Here is a 15,936-nt window from a genome sequence, read left to right on the forward strand (position 1 = left end):
CGGCGGCTTTTGCCGGATGTCATGCCCCGCCGAGGCGCGGTTGTCAGCCTGCTTTCGTCCCCTGCCGGACGATCCAGTTCCGCGCCTGCTCGCACAGGGCCGCAGTCGCCTCGCTCGAATCGAGGATCAGGGCCGCTTCGTCGGCGCCGGGCGGTTCGAGCGTCTGCAACTGGCTGGTGAGAAGGCTGGGCGGCATATAATGGCCAGGCCGATTGCCCAGCCGCCGCGTGAGTTCCTGCGCATTGGTCTCGAGCATCACGAAGACCGTCGGAATATGCGCGGCGCCGGCCAGCCTTTCGCGATAAACCCGCTTGAGAGCCGAGCAGGCCGTCACCACGAGACCGTCCGATGTCGCGGCCTCGCCGGAGGCCGCGCCGAGCCTGTCGAGCCATGGCCAGCGATCCTCGTCGGTGAGGGGGATCGAGGCGCGCATCTTCGCGACATTCTCTGCCGAGTGGAAATCGTCGCCTTCCAGGAAAGCGCAACCGAGCTGCGCCGCGAGCATCCGGCCGAGCGTCGACTTTCCGCTGCCACTGACGCCCATCACGATGATGGCAAGCGGGGCATCTTGGCCCCTGGTGGCTTCGCCCTGCACGCACGTCTCCTTCGCTGCTTCTATCGGGTGGCTAACATCACAGATCCGATAAGCCGGCAAGCGTAGCCCGTCCGGCACGGCCTGCGCCGGCCCAATCCCCGGCAACCTCTAGATTTCCGCCTCCACCCCGGCCGCCAGCGCGAAGCGCTCCAGCAGCCAGCCTGCCGCGGGGCCGGGGGGAGCATCGGTGCGATAGACGCCATCGAACTTGTAGATGACGCCGGTGTGATCGGGCATGTCGAGCTTGACCAGCGTGCCCGCGACCAGATCGCTCTCGATCAGCGGGATCGGCATATGGCCCCAGCCGACTCCCTCGCGCAGCAATTGGTGCCTGGCACCGAGATCGGCGAGCCGCCAGGTGCGGTCGCTGATCACCGAGAAATCGCGCCCGGCGGTGAGCGGCGAGCGATCGGTCAGCACCAACTGGATATGCTCGCGCCCGGCACCGGGACGCAGCCGGCCTCGGGCCAGCGGATGATCGGGCGCGGCGACGGGGATCAGCGGCACCGATCCCAGCGCGATGTGCTCCAGCCCATCGACCTCCAGCGACAGCGGGCCGCCGATCGCGATCGAGGCGCGGCCATCCAGCACCAGCGCCACCACCGCGCCCAGCGCCTCGACATGGAGGCGCAGCGTCACCGTCGGAAATTCGCGCGCGAACGCCTTGAGCACCGATCCCAGCCAGGCGCTCGGCCACATCACGTCGACCGCGACGCTGACCTCAGGCTCCAGCCCCTGGGTCAGCCCCTTCACCTTGGCGCGCAGGCCGTCCATGCCATGGGCGATGGCATGGGCTTCGGCGAGCACCGATTTGCCGGCCGGGGTCAGCACCGGCTTGCGTGTCCCCTCCCGGTCGAACAGCAGGATGCCGAGCTGCGCCTCCAGATTGGCGATGCCGTAGCTGATCACCGAGGTCGCCCGATTGAGCTTGCGCCCGGCCGCCGCGAAGCTGCCGGTCTCGACGACGCTCAAGAAGATGCGCAACTGATCGTAAGTGGGCGTGCCGGGGCTCGACATATCAAATTCCTCGAACGTTTTGACAGAGACTATCTGGATGATGCGCTAAGCGAAACTCCGCTAATCGATTGTTCATCGGAAGGGAGCCAGATCATGCTGATGGTCGATATCAAAGCGCAGCCTCATCTCACCACAGCGGAATGGCAGGCGGTCACCGTCGCGTTGCGCGACGCCGCGCGCTTCGGTTGCGCTGCGCCGCAGGGCAAGCCGGAGGGGCGCGTCTCGCGCCTGTTCCGCGCGCTGACCGGCATCGAGCAGCCCCGCCCGCTCGCCGATCCACGCCTCGATGCGGTGCGCCGCTTCGTCTGCGCCAGCCGCCGCAATGTGGCGCGCGCGCGAGAGATCGCGTCGGAACTGATGGCGATGGGCTATAGCCGGGACCAGATCGAGGCCTTGCGGATCGTCGCCGCCTGACCTGTCGCGGGGTGGCGTGTTGGCTGTGACTTGTTGAGATTGTCATGATGTGACAGTCTCGGCCCATGACCAGCGCCGCCGATCGCAAGCTCTACCTCGGCCCAAGGCTGCGCGTGCTGCGGCGCGAACTGGGCCTCAACCAGACGAACATGGCCGAGGAACTGGGCGTCTCTCCCTCCTACCTCAACCATCTCGAGCGCAACCAGCGGCCGTTGACCGCGCAGATGCTGCTCCGCCTCGCCAGCACCTATGACATCGACATGCGCGATTTCGTCGCCGGCGCCAACGAGGCGGCGGCGAGCGACCTGCACGAGATCTTCGCCGATGGCCTCGTCCGCGATATCGGCATTCCGCGCCACGAGGTGATGGAGGTCGCCGAAAATTATCCCAGCGTCGCCGAGGCGGTGACGCGGATGTACCGCGCGCTCACCGATCTGCGCCGGATGCCCGAGCGGATCGGGCAGTTGGGCAGCGCGCCGTCCGCGACCGCGTCGCCGCTCGACTGGCTCCGCGAATATCTCGACGGCAAGCGCAATCATTTCGACGAGCTCGACCAGGCGGCCGAGGCGCTGTCGCTCGAACTTTCGGGTGCGGGGCCGGATGCGCTGCGCGAGGAGATGCTTCGGCGGCTCGGCGACATCTACGGCATCGTGGTGCGGGTGATGCCGGAGGATGTGCTGTCCGGATCGCTGCGCCATTATGATTTCCACCGCCGACGGCTGATGCTGTCCGAGCGGCTGCCTGCCGAGAGCCGGTTGTTCGGCATCGCCTATCAGTTGGCGATGCAGGCGCTCCACAAGCCGATCGCAGCGGCGGTCGAGCGCGCCGCCCCGCCGGACGAGGAGGCCGCAGGGCTCGCCCGCGTCGCCTTTGCCAACTATGCCGCCGCCGCGATCCTGATGCCCTATGCGCGCTTCCTGGAGACGGCGGAGAAGAGCCGGGTCGATTTCGATCTGCTCGCTGCACGCTTCGGCGTGTCGTTCGAACAGGCGGCGCACCGGCTGACGACGCTGGGGCGGCAGGGGGCGCGTGGCATCCCCTTCTTCCTGCTCAAGCTGGATGCGGCGGGCAATGTCTCGAAGCGCTTTTCCGGCGAATCGATGCCGATCGCGCGCTTCGGCGGCGGTTGCCCGCGCTGGGGCGTGCAGCGTGCCTTCCGCCTGCCCGGCGAGACGATCGCAGCGCTCGTCGAGGCGCCTGACGAGACCCGTTACGTGACGTTCGCGCGGGCGATCCCGCGCACCGCCGCGCCGGGGCTGGTAACGATCGTGCTGGGCTGCGAGGCGAAGCATTCGGCTGCGATCGGGGCTGCGGCCGGACTCGGCGACGTGCCGATCCCGATCGGCCCGGCCTGCCACCTGTGCGAGCGCCGGCATTGCCCGGAACGCGCCTTGCCGCCGGTGACCCGCGCGCTCGATCTCAACCCCTATCAGCGGCCGGCATCGCCCTATCCGTTTCGGGCGACCTGATCGAGCGCCGGCATTCGCCGACGGGTCAGGCGGCGCGGAGGTGGTTGACGAAGGTGTCGGTGGCGTTCTGGAGCGTCTCGGCATGGCGCAAGAGCGCGCCGGCCGCGCCCTTCACCCGGCCGGACAGCTGTTCGGCGGCCGAGGCGCTTTCGGACACGCTGGCGATCCGGTCGGCCATCGCGTCCATGCCGGCGGCGGCTTCGTCGGCGCTCTGTTCGATGCTGGAGGCGGCGACGCGCTGTTCGTCCACTGCGCCGCGAATGGCGGCAGCCGCCTCGGTCAGTTCGGCGATGGCGGCGGCGACATGCTCGAAGCTCTGCTCCGCTTCGCTGGCGCCGATGTTCATGCCCGAGATGATACCGCTGATCTCGCCGGTGGCATGGGCGGCCTGGCTGGCGAGCGCCTTCACCTCCTGCGCGACGATCGCGAAGCCGCGCCCGGATTCGCCGGCGCGGGCGGCCTCGATGGTGGCGTTGAGCGCGAGCAGATTGGTCTGGGAGGCGATGGTCGAGATCATGTGCGCGAAGGCGCCGACATCGACCGTCCGGTGCGCCAGCGCACGAACCGCCTTGTCGCCATGGGCGGAGCGGTTGCGGGCATGATCGGTCAGTTCGGCCTGCTGGGTCACGTTGACGGCGATGCTGCCGATCGAGCGCGAGAGGGTGCTCACCCCGCCGGCGACCGAGCGTGCGGCATCCTTGGTCTGGACCGCGGCGGCGGCGACATCGGCCGCTTGGCGCCCGGTGTTGCGGGCGAGGGCATCGAGCGAGCGCGCCGACTCCTCGAGCGTGGACGCGGCGATGCCCACCGCCGAGGCGACCCCCGTGATCGAGCGTTCGAATTCGGCGGCCAGTTCCAGCAGCGCGTTGCGACGGAGATGCGAGACCTCCGCTTCGGCCTGCTTGCGGCGCGCGCGTTCCGCCGCGGCGCGCCGTTCCAGGGCTTCGGTGGTCGCCAGCGCCCGCTCCGCATTTTCCCGTGCGGCCTGGGCTTCGGCCGCCAGAATCTCGCTGGTCTCGCGCTGGATACCCTGCTTCACGATCATCGCGCGCAACTGGTTGGTGATATAGCCCAGCACCGCGCATTGCATCGCCACGGCTACGGCATGGATCAGCACGCGAGAGACGCCGCCACCGCCCTGGAACACCCAAGCGGGCGCGAGCACGCTCAGCAGCAGATGGTGGATGGCGACCACCGTGCCGGCGATCATCAGCGGGCGCCAGTCGCACAGGATGGTCAGCATCGCGAGCGAGGCGAAGAAATAAAGGTGCATGTCGGCCTGCCAGATCGCACCCTGCATGACGAACACCAGCAGCGCCGGCTGGACGGCCAGCATCACCGCCACCGCGTTGCGTGCGCCGACATCGTAGCGACCGCGCACCGCGCAGAATGTCGGTATCAGGTTGACCAGGCAGCCGATGGCAAACGCTTCCCACCCAGGCTTGCCGGCAAAGATCAAGGACAGGACGAACAGCACCGCCACGAAGATCCAGCCCGCGCCGGTCAGCAGGCGGATGCCGTTACGGCGCAGGTCGTCGAGGTCGCGGACGATCATGCCTGGCTTTCCGCGCCGCAACCGCCGGGAGGCGTAGCGAGCACGAGGGTCGCATGGTGCAGCAGATAGCCGGAAAAGTCGGCACGGCGCCCTTCCACGAGCAGCGAGCCTGGCAGCGGCCCGGTGCCGATCAGGCGAATGTCCCCGTGCAGGACGGTCGCCGGGAGGGTGAGGGCCGCGCTGGCGGTCAACGGCACCAGGGTCATCTGCCCCTGTGCGGGCGGCGCGAGCAGCAGCCAGCCCATGGCGGTGCAGGCGATGACCGCCTGCAAGCCGATCAAGCGGCTATGGCCGCGTCCGGCCTGTTTCTTCGAAGCGGCGTTCATCTCCGCCCGTTTCGGAGAATAGCTTTAGCAAGCGATTAACCCTCAGCAAAAATTCGACCAAAGGCTAAATAATCGCCGCGCCCAGCCGGGTCGCGCGCCGGTAGGAGAAAGCGAGCAGCGCCGCGAACAGGATCGCGCCGCCGATCATCGCGATGGTCGCGAAACCGTCGCCGACGACGGCCAGCGGCATCGGGTTGAGCGTGATCGAGATCGGGATGGCGAGGATCACGCCGAACAGGCTCTCGCCGACGATCAGCCCCGATGCCATCAGCACGCCGATGCGTTGGGCGGCGGGCGAGGGGTTCTTCTTCTCCCACCAATGGCCGAGGAAGGCACCGATGATCACCGGCAGCGTCGCCGACATCGGCAGATAGATGCCGATGCCGACGCCGAGCGGCGGCAGGCGGAGCCTGCCGGTGCGGCCCAGCCAGCCGTCGAGCGCGATCAGCGCGAAGCCGATCAGTCCGCCGATGCCGATCAGGCTCCAGTCGAGATCATGGCTCAGCACGCCCTTGGCGAGCGCGGAGATCAGCAGCGCCTGCGGGGCGGGCAGCGGGTGCGGGTGGAGCGCCGACATCTCGCCGAAGCCATAGGCCCTGGCGAGCAGGTTGAGCACCGGCGGGATGGTCAGCGCGCCGGCGATCACGCCGACCATCAGCGCGACCTGCTGCTTCCACGGCGTCGCGCCGACCAATTGGCCGGTCTTGAGATCCTGGAGATTGTCGTTGGCGATGGTCGCCGCCGAGAAGATGATCGCGGTGGCGAACAGCGCGAAGGCGATCATGTGCGCCGATGCGGCGGCCGGCACGAACGGCGCTACCGCAACGGCGAGCAGGATCGCGGCGCCGAGGATGGCGAGGATGCCGACGCCCGAGAGCGGGCTGTTCGAGGCGCCGATCAGCCCGGCCATATAGCCGCACACCGAGGCGACGATGATCGCGCCGACATAGATATAGAGGGTGCCGCCGATCGCCAGCGGCCAGGCGATCGGCGCCAGCGGTCCACCCTGGGCGAAGTGCGCGAGCAGCCCGACGATCGGCACGATCAGCGCCGCCGAGATTGCGCCGACGAACGCCACCGGCATGTCGCGCTCCTCGATCGGCAGCGCCGCGCCGCCCGGTCCCTTGCGCGCCTTGGACGAGGCGGCGGCCTCGCGCAGGCCCTTGGCGATCGGCAGGATCAGCTTGGCCAGCGTCCACAGCGCCGCGACGCCGATCACGCCTGCGCCGATGAAGCGGACCTCGTGGCTCCATACGCCTTGCGCCACGTCGGCGGCGGGGCCGGCCGCGCCGTGGAGCGCGGTCAGCAGCGGGGTCGCCGCGCCGAAGCCGATGAACAGGCCGAGCAGCATCGCCGCGCCGACCGACAGGCCGACCAGATGGCCGACGCCCATCAGCGCGAAGGACAGGCCGAAATCGATCCCGGTCGCCGCCGGCCCGATGCGGAACCAGGCGAAGGCCTCGGCCGCCGTCAGCCGCATCGCGCTGAGCAGGGCGTACAGCGTCGAGACGGCGCTGCCGGTGAGCAGCGCCGTCAGGCCAGCCCTGCTCTCCTCGACACCCGCGCTGCCGGCATCGTCGTCGCTGCCGATCTTGAGCACTTCGGCGGCGGCGCAGCCTTCGGGGAAGGGCAGGTCCGATCCGGTGACCAGCGCGCGGCGGAGCGGGATCGAGAACATCACGCCGAGCAGCCCGCCGGTCGCGCAGATCAGGAAGCTCTGCCAGAACGGGAAATCGGCCCACCAGCCGACCATGATCAGGCCGGGCAGCACGAAGATGATCGAGCCGAGCGTGCCGGCCGCCGATGCCACCGTCTGCACGATGTTGTTCTGGAGGATACCGGAGCGGCCGAGCGCCTTCAGCACCACCATCGAGATCACCGCCGCCGGGATCGAGGTGGAGAAGGTGAGGCCGACCTTGAGGCCGAGGAACACATTGGCGGCGGTGAAGATCAACGTCAGCAGCGATCCGAGCACCAGCGCGCCGATCGTGAGCTCATTATCCGTCTTCGCGCGCGCCATGTCGGTCCCTTGTCGTGTCGCGCTCTTGTCGGCGAGCCACAGGCCGGGGGCAAACGCTTTTTGCCGTTGACGCATGGCGGGGGAGCATACTCTATACGGTCGGGCAACAAGGGGATCGGGCATGCGTCGACTGAGTTTCATGGTGGCGGCTTGGGCGGCGTCCACCGCCATCGTGCCGGCCACGGCTGCGACCGTGGTGGTCACGGCGGCGAAGATGGTCGACGTGCTGGCCGGCAAGGAAGTCGATCGGCCGCAGGTGACGATCACCGACGGCCGCATCACCGCGGTCGGCCATCAGGGCGATGCCGTGCCGGAGGGCGCGAAGACGATAGACCTTGGCAACCGCACGTTGCTGCCCGGCCTGATCGACATGCATGTCCACCTGACCAGCGATCCCACGCTGAGCGGCTACCAGTCGCTCAATTATACCGACAGCTTCTGGATGGTGGTCGGCGTCGCCAACGCCAGGAAGACGCTGGAGGCGGGATTCACCACGGTGCGCAATGTCGGATCGGATCATTATGACGACGTCGCGCTCAAGGAGGGGATCGAGCATGGCTACATCCCCGGCCCGCGTATCGTGCCGGCGACCTATATTCTCGGCGTGACCGGCGGCCATGGCGACTTCACCGAATTCCCGCCGTCGATCGAGACGCCGAGCGACAATATCGCCAATTCGCCGGACGCATTCCGCGCGCTGGTCCGCAAGGTCCACAAATATGGCGCGGAGGTGATCAAGGTCGCGATGACCGGGGGCGTTCTCTCCAAGGGCGATTCGGTCGGCGCCGAACAGGTGTCGCCCGCCGAGATCCAGGCGATCGTGGACGAGGCGCATCGGCTGGGGATGCGGGTCGCGGTCCATGCCCATGGCACCGAGGGGATCAACGATGCGCTGCGGGCCGGCGTCGATACCATCGAACATGCCAGCCTTGCCGACGAGGAAAGCTTCAAGCTCGCCAAGGCGCATGGCGCCTGGTTCGACATGGATATCTATGACGACGACTATATCCTGGCGGAAGGGGCCAAGAACGGCGTCTTCCCCGAGAGCATGGCCAAGGAGAAGATGGTCGGCCTCAAGCAGCGCCAGACCTTCCGCGCGGCCCATGCGGCGGGCGTGAAGATGCTGTTCGGCACCGATGGCGGCGTCTACCCCAATGGCTTCAACGCCCGCCAGTTCGCGACGATGGTGCAATGGGGCATGACCCCGATCGAGGCGATCCAGGCCTCCACCAAGAACGCCGCCGAGGCGCTCGACAAGACCAGGGATGTCGGTGCGATCGAGGTCGGTCGCTATGGCGATCTGATCGCGGTGGACGGCGATCCGCTGCAGGATGTCGTCCTGCTCCAGCATCCGAGCTTCGTGATGAAGGGCGGCGAGGTGGTCAAGGCACCGCAATAAGACCGGGGCCTTCTCCCGCGACGGCGGGAAAAGGCCTGAGCCGGCGCCCGGTTACAGCGTCTGGCCCTGCAACTCGTTGGCGCCGGACCAGCGACGCTCGCCCGAACCGCCGAGCGGTTCGCTGCGATCTTCGATCGTCGGCTGGGCGTCGCGGATCAGTGGGCTGGGGCGGCGTTCCTCGGGGATCAGGAACAGGCCATGGCGGGCCGAGGCACGGCCCAGCGAGCCGCGCGATGTCCATGCCACCAGGAAGGGCGAGGCGAGCAGGCCGGCAAAGATCGGGCTCATCCAGATCGCCGGCTGCCAGCCGAGGATCGCCGCTGCCGCCATCACACCGCCGAGGATCAGGTGCGGGCGATAATGGCGCGCGGCGTCCGACAGCGCGATCCCGTCCGACACGCGGTTCTGGACGTCCCAGCCGCTCTTGCGGCCTCGCAGGATGTCCACCACCGCAAGCGTCTGGGTCATCATCATCATCGGCGCGACGAGGGCGGAAAGCGGGATGTCGGCCACCACGCTCTTGATCAGCGCCCAGCGCCCGCCGAAGCCGCCGCGCCGCACCGGATCGGCCAGCATCCAGCCGAGCGCCATGAACTTGGGCGCAAACAGCAGCACGATGGTCAGCGCCAACAGCCAGCCCGACGGCGCGATGATCTGCATCTCGCCCTCGGAATGGGCCGCGACGATCGCACTCACGCCGAGCAGCATCAGCCAGAGCGGCGAGGTGAGATAGGCGGTGGCGCCCATCAGCAGCTGGAGCCGGCTGACCCAGTGGAAGCCGGCGGTATCCAGCATCCGCAGATGCTGGAGATTGCCCTGGCACCAGCGGCGATCGCGCGCGGCATGTTCCACGAAGGTGGGGGGATATTCCTCGTAGGTGCCGTCCTGCATCGCCACCATATGGCAGGCCCAGCCGCGGCGGCGCAGCAGCGCCGCCTCGAACATGTCGTGGCTCATCACATGGCCGCCGAAGGGTTCGGGGCCGGAGAGCTTGGGCAGGCCGCAGGATTCGGCGAAGGCGGCGGTGCGGATGATCGCATTGTGGCCCCAGAAGCTCGATTCCGCGCCGGACCACCAGAGCAGGCCCGCCGAGAAGACAGGACCATAGAGCCGCGCCGCGAACTGTTGCCAGCGCGCGAACAGGGTCTCGCCGCCGACCACCATCGGGATGGTCTGGAGCAGCCCGACCTGCGGATGGCGGTCCATCGCGGCGGCGAGGCGCATCACCCCGGCGCCGGCCATCAGGCTGTCGGCGTCCAGCACCATCATATAATCGAAGGCGCCGCCATGGCGCCGCACCCAGTCGGCGATGTTGCCGGGTTTGCGCGCTTCGTTGATCAGCCGGCGCCGATACCAGACCGGCAGCGGGCTGAGCGTGCGCAGGCGCCGAAACGCGCGATGCTCGGCGCTTTCATTTTCGGGCTTGGAATCGGAGAGGATGAAGAACTCGAAGAGCTGGGTGCCGCCGGCCGCCGCGATCGAGCGTGACATGGCGCGCAGCCGGGCGAAGACCGGCTCCACCTCTTCATTGTGGATCGGCAGCAGGATTGCGGTGCGCCCGGTCGGCATCGCCGACGGCGAGGCGGCCGGGGTCGGCACCGAACGACCGGAGACGAGCAGCAGGAAGCCCGCGAAGGCGTTGAGGAAGCCGAACGAGATCCAGGCGAACAGCGCGACGAACAGCAGCATCAGCACGACGTCGATCGCCGAGATGCCGTCGCTCGACAGGCTGCGTGTGATTTCTCCTGCACCGAAAATGGCGATAATCAGCGTGCCCAGCACCAGCAGCAGCCGCCGTTCGGTCATGCCGTGCGGCGAGGTGCGGGGTGGTCGGGTGGGTTCGGGCGCCGTTTCCAGCACCTGGACCGGCATCATGATCGGCGTCTCGGCCGGCATATCCGGCATGGGCGACGATCCCCAGGGACTGGCGGCGGCCCCGCCGAGTCTTTCGTTGTTCAAACCCCGAACCTCACATCATTTGATCGATACGCCCCGCCACGCATCCTCGCCCACGCTGCTGTGCAGCATGGGCAACAGGGCCACAACACCATGGCGGCGGGCTGGTTCCCGACTGGGATGAACCAGCCTGCGATCACGCACCCGCGATTTGCGCGAGGCAGACCTCGGTGAGCGGTGTGCCGTTGCGGCGCAGCGCGGCGCGGATGTCCACCGGCGCCTTGCCGTCGGGGGTCACGTCCATCATCAGCCGCCAGCGATCGGCCTGGCCCACCACCGGATAGGCGGCGATCAGATCGGCCTTGCCGTGGCTGACGCTGACGTCCGGCGTCACGCCGCTCGATCGGCCGAGGCCGGACAGCACGCTGCCCTCGAAATCGATCACGATCTTCGTGGAGCCGGCGACGACCGGCTGGCCCGGCCGGCCGGCGGCGCCCTTCCACCAATCGACGACGCGTGCCGGACCATTAATGATCGGTTCGCCGGCGATCCAGCTGAGCCGGTAGGAAAGGTCGTAATGCATCCCCGCCTTCGCCGGCGCGGCAGGCACCCAGAAGGCGACGACATTGTCGTTGGTCTCGTCGGTGGTGACGAGTTCGACCAGCATCACCGAACCGGCACCCCAATCGCCCTTGGGCTCGACCCACGCGGACGGGCGCTTCTCGTAGAAGACGCCGTCGTCCTGATAATGATCATGGTTGCGATCGCGCTGGAGCAGGCCGAAGCCCCTGGGATTGCGATCGCCGAAGCTGTCGGCGGTCGGCGCCGCCGGATTGTTGAGCGGGCGCCACAGCAGCTCTCCCGCGCCGTTATGGATCAGCAGGCCATCGGAATCATGCACCTCGGGCCGCCAGTCGGTCGCGCGCGTGCGCTCGGCCTGATCGTACCAGAACATCGAGGTCAGCGGCGCGATGCCGAGCCGGGCGACATCCTTGCGCAGATGGAGCGATGCCTCGACATCCTGGATCACGCCGCCATCGGTCTTGCGATTGATGAAGCGATAGGCGCCGACGATGCTCGGCCCTTCCATCAGCGCGTCGACCAGAAGGGAACCGTCTTCGCCGCGGCCCAGCCAGATCTTGGTGAAGGCCGGGAACTCCTCGGCACCCGGCCCGCCGCTGTCGATCGCGATGCCGCGCGCCGACAGGCCATATTGATCGAGTGCGCCCGACGAGCGGAAATAGGAGGCGCCGGCAAAAGCGAGCCAGTCGCTCGTGCCGGCCGCGTTCATCGCGCGGAAACCGGAGAATCCGGCGTGGCCGCCCATCTGGGCGAGCGGGCCGTCGGCCGGCATGTCGAACACGGCGGGATCGTAGTGGAAGGGCTTGGCGACATTGCCCTCGACCAGAAAGATCTCGACCGGCTGAGGCTGGAAATGGTTTATCGGGAAGAAGCGGACCCCGCCGCCACCGCCCGGCGTCCGCAACTGCGTCGCCGATGCCTTGTACTGCACCGCGTTCAGGGCGTCATAGGTGATCTTGTCGGCGCCGGCGGGCGGCGGTGGTGGCGCCTTGTAGGGCTGGCCCGCCATCTGCGCGGCCAGGGCCTTCAGCTTCGGCCAGGAGAAGGGCTGGCCTTCCCCCCTGGTGGCGGCGAGCAGACCGCCCGGGGGCAGCGCCGCGATGGCGCCGAAGGCGGCCAGCAAGGTACGCCTGCTCGTCATGGGCACGGTCGTGGGGGGCGTCGTTGTCGTCATGGAACGACAAATAGGTCGAGGGACGAAAAGGTTGCAAGGGCGCGCGGTCCGTTTCCGTCACCCCGTTCGCGTCATACCTTGTCGGCGTAGATCATCCGACCCTGGCCGAGGCTTTGCAGCGTATCTTCGAGATCCGAGGTGGACAGCGCGAAGCAGCCTTCCGAACGGCCGAGCTTGCCATGCTGGGAGACCATGTCCGGGCTCACATACCAGGCGGCATGGACGACGACGGCGCGCGGCTCGACATTGCTGTTGGTCGGATCGAGGCCGATCAGACGGCGCGAACGGCCATGCTGGCCGACATAGATGTCGCTCGTCAGATAGGTGCCCTGCGAGGAGCAATAGGATCCCATTTCGTTGGAGAAGCGCATCAGGAAACCCGAATGGGCCGGATCGGAGCCACGGCCGTGGGCGACCAGCATCGAGCGGCTGCGGCCCGAGGCGAGATCGACGATATGGAAGCGCGGCTGGGCGGACGAGAGATCGAAATCGACCAGCGCGATCTTGTCGTGATTGGGAATGCGATCGCCATGCTTCTGCAGCGCGGCGAGGGCGCGGCGGAACAGATCGGGGCGGATCGTCATCGGGCTCGCCGGCATCGCCGTCGCGGTCGGACGGCCAAGGCCAGGAAGGCCGGAATTGATCTGGGCCAGTGCAGGGCCTGCTACGATACCGGCGGCGACCATGGTGCCGGTGCGGAGAATCTCACGGCGCGAAAACGCCCCCCGGAATGAATCCAACTCGAACGATCCTTCTGCAACCCCAGCCTTCGCGAAAGGGCTTATAACAGAAGCGCGCCCAAGACTCCGATAACAGAAGAGAAGGTTCCCTGGTTTTAGAGGCGATCCGCCGTGTTGATCGCACGATTCGCCGCGACGGGCGTCATCATGTCGTGAATCGCCGTGTTTTTCTTCGTTCCGGAGGCGGTTGGATCGCGATTCAGTGCGGCGATCAATTCCGGATCACGCGCATAGGGATCGCCATAGGTGACGATCTGGCCGTTGGCATCCGGCGCAGCGGTGAAATAGACGATATAGACGGGCAGCCGGGTCGGCATCTCCAGCGTCTTCATCTGATAGGTCTGGAGCGCGCCGTCGATCGCGGCGGGATCATAGAGCTGGGTCGCCAGCGTCGCGATATCCTTCACGCGGATGCAGCCATGGCTGAGCGCGCGGTCGGTGCGGAGAAATCCGCTCTTGGCCGGGGTGTCGTGCAGGTAGATCGCCCAGGCGTTGGGCATGTCGATCTTCATCCGGCCGAGGGCGTTCATCGGGCCGGGGCGCTGGCGGACATAGATCCTGCCGCCGATCGTCTGATAGACATAGCCTTTCTCGGGCGCATAGCGTTTGCCTTCGCGCAGCACGGTCGGCGGCAGCGTCCACCAGGGATTGACGATGATCGAGCCGACCGTGGCCGAGAGCATCGGCGTCGGCGTCTCGGGCGCGCCCACCACCACGTCGTGGATCGCGGCCACCCGATCGCCGCGATAGAAAGCGAGCCGATAGCTGGGCACGTTGACCCAGATATAGTTGGTGCCGAGCGCGCGTGGCATCCAGCGCCAGCGCTCCATCGAGGCGCGGATCGCGTCATGGCGCGCGGCCTCGCTGTCCGGCGTCGCGTCGAGCGCAGCGCGCAGCGCGGCGTAGCGCCGATCCTGCGGCAGCAGCCCATGCAGATAGGCGGTCAGCCTGCCTCCATTCACCGCATCGGCGATATCGGCGTCCATCGTGGCCAGGGCCGCGGTCGAATTGGGGATATGCCAATCGAACCGGGTGGCGCGATGGGTGACGCGGCCATCGGCATAATCATGCGCCAGCGCGTGCGCGGATCCGGTGGCCAGCGCATCGATCGTGGCGACCCTGCCGCCGGTGCGCAGCGCGCCGGCCAGTTCGTCGCGCCGGTAATCCTGTGGGCGCAGCCCTTCGGCGCGTGAGGCGTTCACCGCATCGAGCAACTGGTGCAGCGTTGCACCGGTCCAATGCGGTGTGGGTGGCGGCGGCTTGATCGGGGCCGTGGCGCGCTCAGCCGGCACCCCGATGTGCGTGCAGACGAGAAACGTCGCCGCCGCGACGAGCAGCGAGACGGAAGAGGCGGCCAAGGCCCCGACCCAGATACGCGGCATGACCATGTGATCCTTGTCGGCGGTGCCCCCGCCACCGGCGCGCGGCCGCGATTCTCCGCGCCCGTCCGCTATGAGCCGGCTCAGCGATGATGTCGATGCGTGCTCTTCGCCGCGCTCGTCTTCGCGGTCGATCTCGATTTGGCTGCGTGGGTGGCCCGGGATGCCTTTTTGCCGCCTCTGGCATGACGCGAGGAGGTTCCGGTGGCGGCGATCCGGCCATGCACGCGGCCATGCGCCGACCGGCCGCGTGATGCCTGGCGAACCGGCGCCGCCTGGACGACGGCATTTTCATCCGCCGCGCCCTGTTCGATCGCCGGCTCGACGCGGAGCGCGGGGTGGTCGAGGCTCGGCAGCACCGATGCCACCGTCACCGCCTGCCCGAGGCCCCGCCGATCGAGCACGGAGAAGCCGGCGTCGAGCAGCGCGGTGGCGTCGCGGTTGCGGGCGATCAGGCTGGGCTCGCCGAGGACGACGGCGATCAGCCGGCGATTGCCGCGCTGCGCCGACGCGGCCACGGTGAAGCCGCTGTCCACCGTATAGCCGGTCTTGATCCCGTCGACGCCGGCCAGCTTGCCGAGCAGATGGTTGTGGTTGATCATCGTCGAGCGGGCGAAGACGAAGTCCCGTTCGCCGAAATAGCTGTAGAAGCGCGGATGATCATGCACCAGCGCCAGGCTCAGGATCGCCAGATCGCGCGCGCTGGTGACGTTGGTCGGGTCGGTCAGGCCCGAGGCGTTGGCATAATGGGTGTTGCGCATCCCCAGCATCGCCGCCTTGGCGTTCATCATCGCGACGAAATTGGGTTCGGTGCCGCCGAGCTTCTCGGCGAGCGCCACGGCGATGTCGTTGGCGGACTTCACCGCCACCACGGAGATCGCATTGTCCACGCTGATGCTCTCGCCGACCGCGAGGCCGAGGCGGGATGGCTTCATCGAGGCGGCGTGGCGCGAGACGAACACCGGATCGCTGATCTTCAACCGGCCGGACTCCAGCGCGTCGAACACCAGATAGAGCGTCATCATCTTGGTCAGCGAGGCGGGGTGGCGCAGCTCGTCCGGCGCATTGGCGTAAAGCACCTCACGCGTATTGGCGTCGACCATGAAGGCTGCATAGCGCGGCGGGGCGGCGGCGTCCGCCATGCCGGGGATGGCCCACGCCGCGAGCAGGATGAGCCAGGACAGCGCAGCGAGGGGCAGGGCGGCGAGCGGCAGGGCGGCGAGGCGCGCCGTGGCCGCTCGGGCCACGACCATCCGCTGCATCATGATGAGGGCTAGGCGGAGCCGTGCCGGGCGGCGGGCCGATGGAATCGCTTTGATCACCGCGCGCTTTCCCGTGCGCGGTTCGGAAGATGAGTCTGCAAGCATCCC

The 15,936-nt window shown here is 67.9% G+C and carries 13 protein-coding genes; 3 read left to right on the plus strand and 10 right to left on the minus strand.

Annotated elements, in window-relative coordinates; translation table 11 throughout:
* Positions 1 to 43: 43 nt before the first annotated feature.
* Positions 44 to 595 (minus strand): gluconokinase, encoded by a 552-nt coding sequence (locus tag PBT88_RS04590; protein WP_326521568.1) that lies wholly within the window; start codon positions 593 to 595, stop codon positions 44 to 46.
* Between the two features lie 108 nt (positions 596 to 703).
* The gene (locus PBT88_RS04595) at positions 704 to 1,612 is read right to left on the minus strand and encodes a LysR family transcriptional regulator (RefSeq protein WP_270078045.1); all 909 of its coding nucleotides are present in this window, start codon (positions 1,610 to 1,612) and stop codon (positions 704 to 706) included.
* Between the two features lie 99 nt (positions 1,613 to 1,711).
* Between PBT88_RS04595 and PBT88_RS04600 the strand changes: the two genes are divergently transcribed.
* Together PBT88_RS04600 and PBT88_RS04605 are read left to right on the plus strand one after the other, a co-directional pair.
* The gene (locus PBT88_RS04600; RefSeq protein WP_270078046.1) at positions 1,712 to 2,026 is read left to right on the plus strand and encodes a hypothetical protein; all 315 of its coding nucleotides are present in this window, start codon (positions 1,712 to 1,714) and stop codon (positions 2,024 to 2,026) included.
* Positions 2,027 to 2,091: 65 nt separating this feature from the next.
* Positions 2,092 to 3,495, plus strand: a complete 1,404-nt coding sequence (locus tag PBT88_RS04605; RefSeq protein ID WP_270078047.1) for a helix-turn-helix domain-containing protein — start codon at positions 2,092 to 2,094, stop codon at positions 3,493 to 3,495.
* Between the two features lie 25 nt (positions 3,496 to 3,520).
* On the opposite strand, the gene PBT88_RS04610 is transcribed toward PBT88_RS04605, so the two are convergent.
* The 3 genes from PBT88_RS04610 to PBT88_RS04620 form a co-directional block, all read right to left on the minus strand.
* Positions 3,521 to 5,050, minus strand: coding sequence for a methyl-accepting chemotaxis protein (locus tag PBT88_RS04610; RefSeq protein ID WP_270078048.1), 1,530 nt, complete (start codon positions 5,048 to 5,050; stop codon positions 3,521 to 3,523).
* Positions 5,047 to 5,376, minus strand: coding sequence for a hypothetical protein (locus tag PBT88_RS04615; protein WP_270078049.1), 330 nt, complete (start codon positions 5,374 to 5,376; stop codon positions 5,047 to 5,049). Before PBT88_RS04615 ends, PBT88_RS04610 begins: the two co-directional genes overlap by 4 nt.
* 64 nt (positions 5,377 to 5,440) lie before the next feature.
* Complete coding sequence (locus tag PBT88_RS04620) at positions 5,441 to 7,396, minus strand: OPT family oligopeptide transporter (protein WP_270078050.1); 1,956 nt, start codon at positions 7,394 to 7,396, stop codon at positions 5,441 to 5,443.
* Between the two features lie 121 nt (positions 7,397 to 7,517).
* On the opposite strand from PBT88_RS04620, the gene PBT88_RS04625 reads away from it, so the two are divergent.
* A complete protein-coding gene (locus tag PBT88_RS04625; protein WP_270078051.1) occupies positions 7,518 to 8,795 on the plus strand; it encodes a Xaa-Pro dipeptidase in 1,278 nt (425 codons plus the stop codon).
* Between the two features lie 51 nt (positions 8,796 to 8,846).
* Here the strand turns inward: PBT88_RS04625 and mdoH are convergent, their stop codons facing one another.
* The 5 genes from mdoH to PBT88_RS04650 all read right to left on the minus strand — a co-directional run bounded on the left by mdoH (position 8,847) and on the right by PBT88_RS04650 (position 15,819).
* Positions 8,847 to 10,700, minus strand: coding sequence for a glucans biosynthesis glucosyltransferase MdoH (gene mdoH, locus PBT88_RS04630; RefSeq protein WP_270078052.1), 1,854 nt, complete (start codon positions 10,698 to 10,700; stop codon positions 8,847 to 8,849).
* A gap of 187 nt (positions 10,701 to 10,887) precedes the next feature.
* Positions 10,888 to 12,414, minus strand: coding sequence for a glucan biosynthesis protein (locus PBT88_RS04635; protein ID WP_270078053.1), 1,527 nt, complete (start codon positions 12,412 to 12,414; stop codon positions 10,888 to 10,890).
* Positions 12,415 to 12,518: 104 nt separating this feature from the next.
* Positions 12,519 to 13,187 carry a murein L,D-transpeptidase catalytic domain family protein gene (locus PBT88_RS04640; RefSeq protein WP_270078054.1) on the minus strand — a complete coding sequence of 223 codons (669 nt, stop codon included), beginning with the start codon at positions 13,185 to 13,187 and terminating at the stop codon, positions 12,519 to 12,521.
* A gap of 95 nt (positions 13,188 to 13,282) precedes the next feature.
* Positions 13,283 to 14,569, minus strand: a complete 1,287-nt coding sequence (locus PBT88_RS04645; RefSeq protein ID WP_270078055.1) for a L,D-transpeptidase family protein — start codon at positions 14,567 to 14,569, stop codon at positions 13,283 to 13,285.
* Between the two features lie 80 nt (positions 14,570 to 14,649).
* Entirely contained in the window at positions 14,650 to 15,819 is a 1,170-nt protein-coding gene (locus PBT88_RS04650) for a D-alanyl-D-alanine carboxypeptidase family protein (protein ID WP_270078056.1), read from the minus strand.
* Positions 15,820 to 15,936 lie beyond the last annotated feature (117 nt).

It is taken from the genome of Sphingomonas abietis, from assembly GCF_027625475.1.
In the GTDB taxonomy this organism is placed as follows: domain Bacteria; phylum Pseudomonadota; class Alphaproteobacteria; order Sphingomonadales; family Sphingomonadaceae; genus Solisphingomonas; species Solisphingomonas abietis.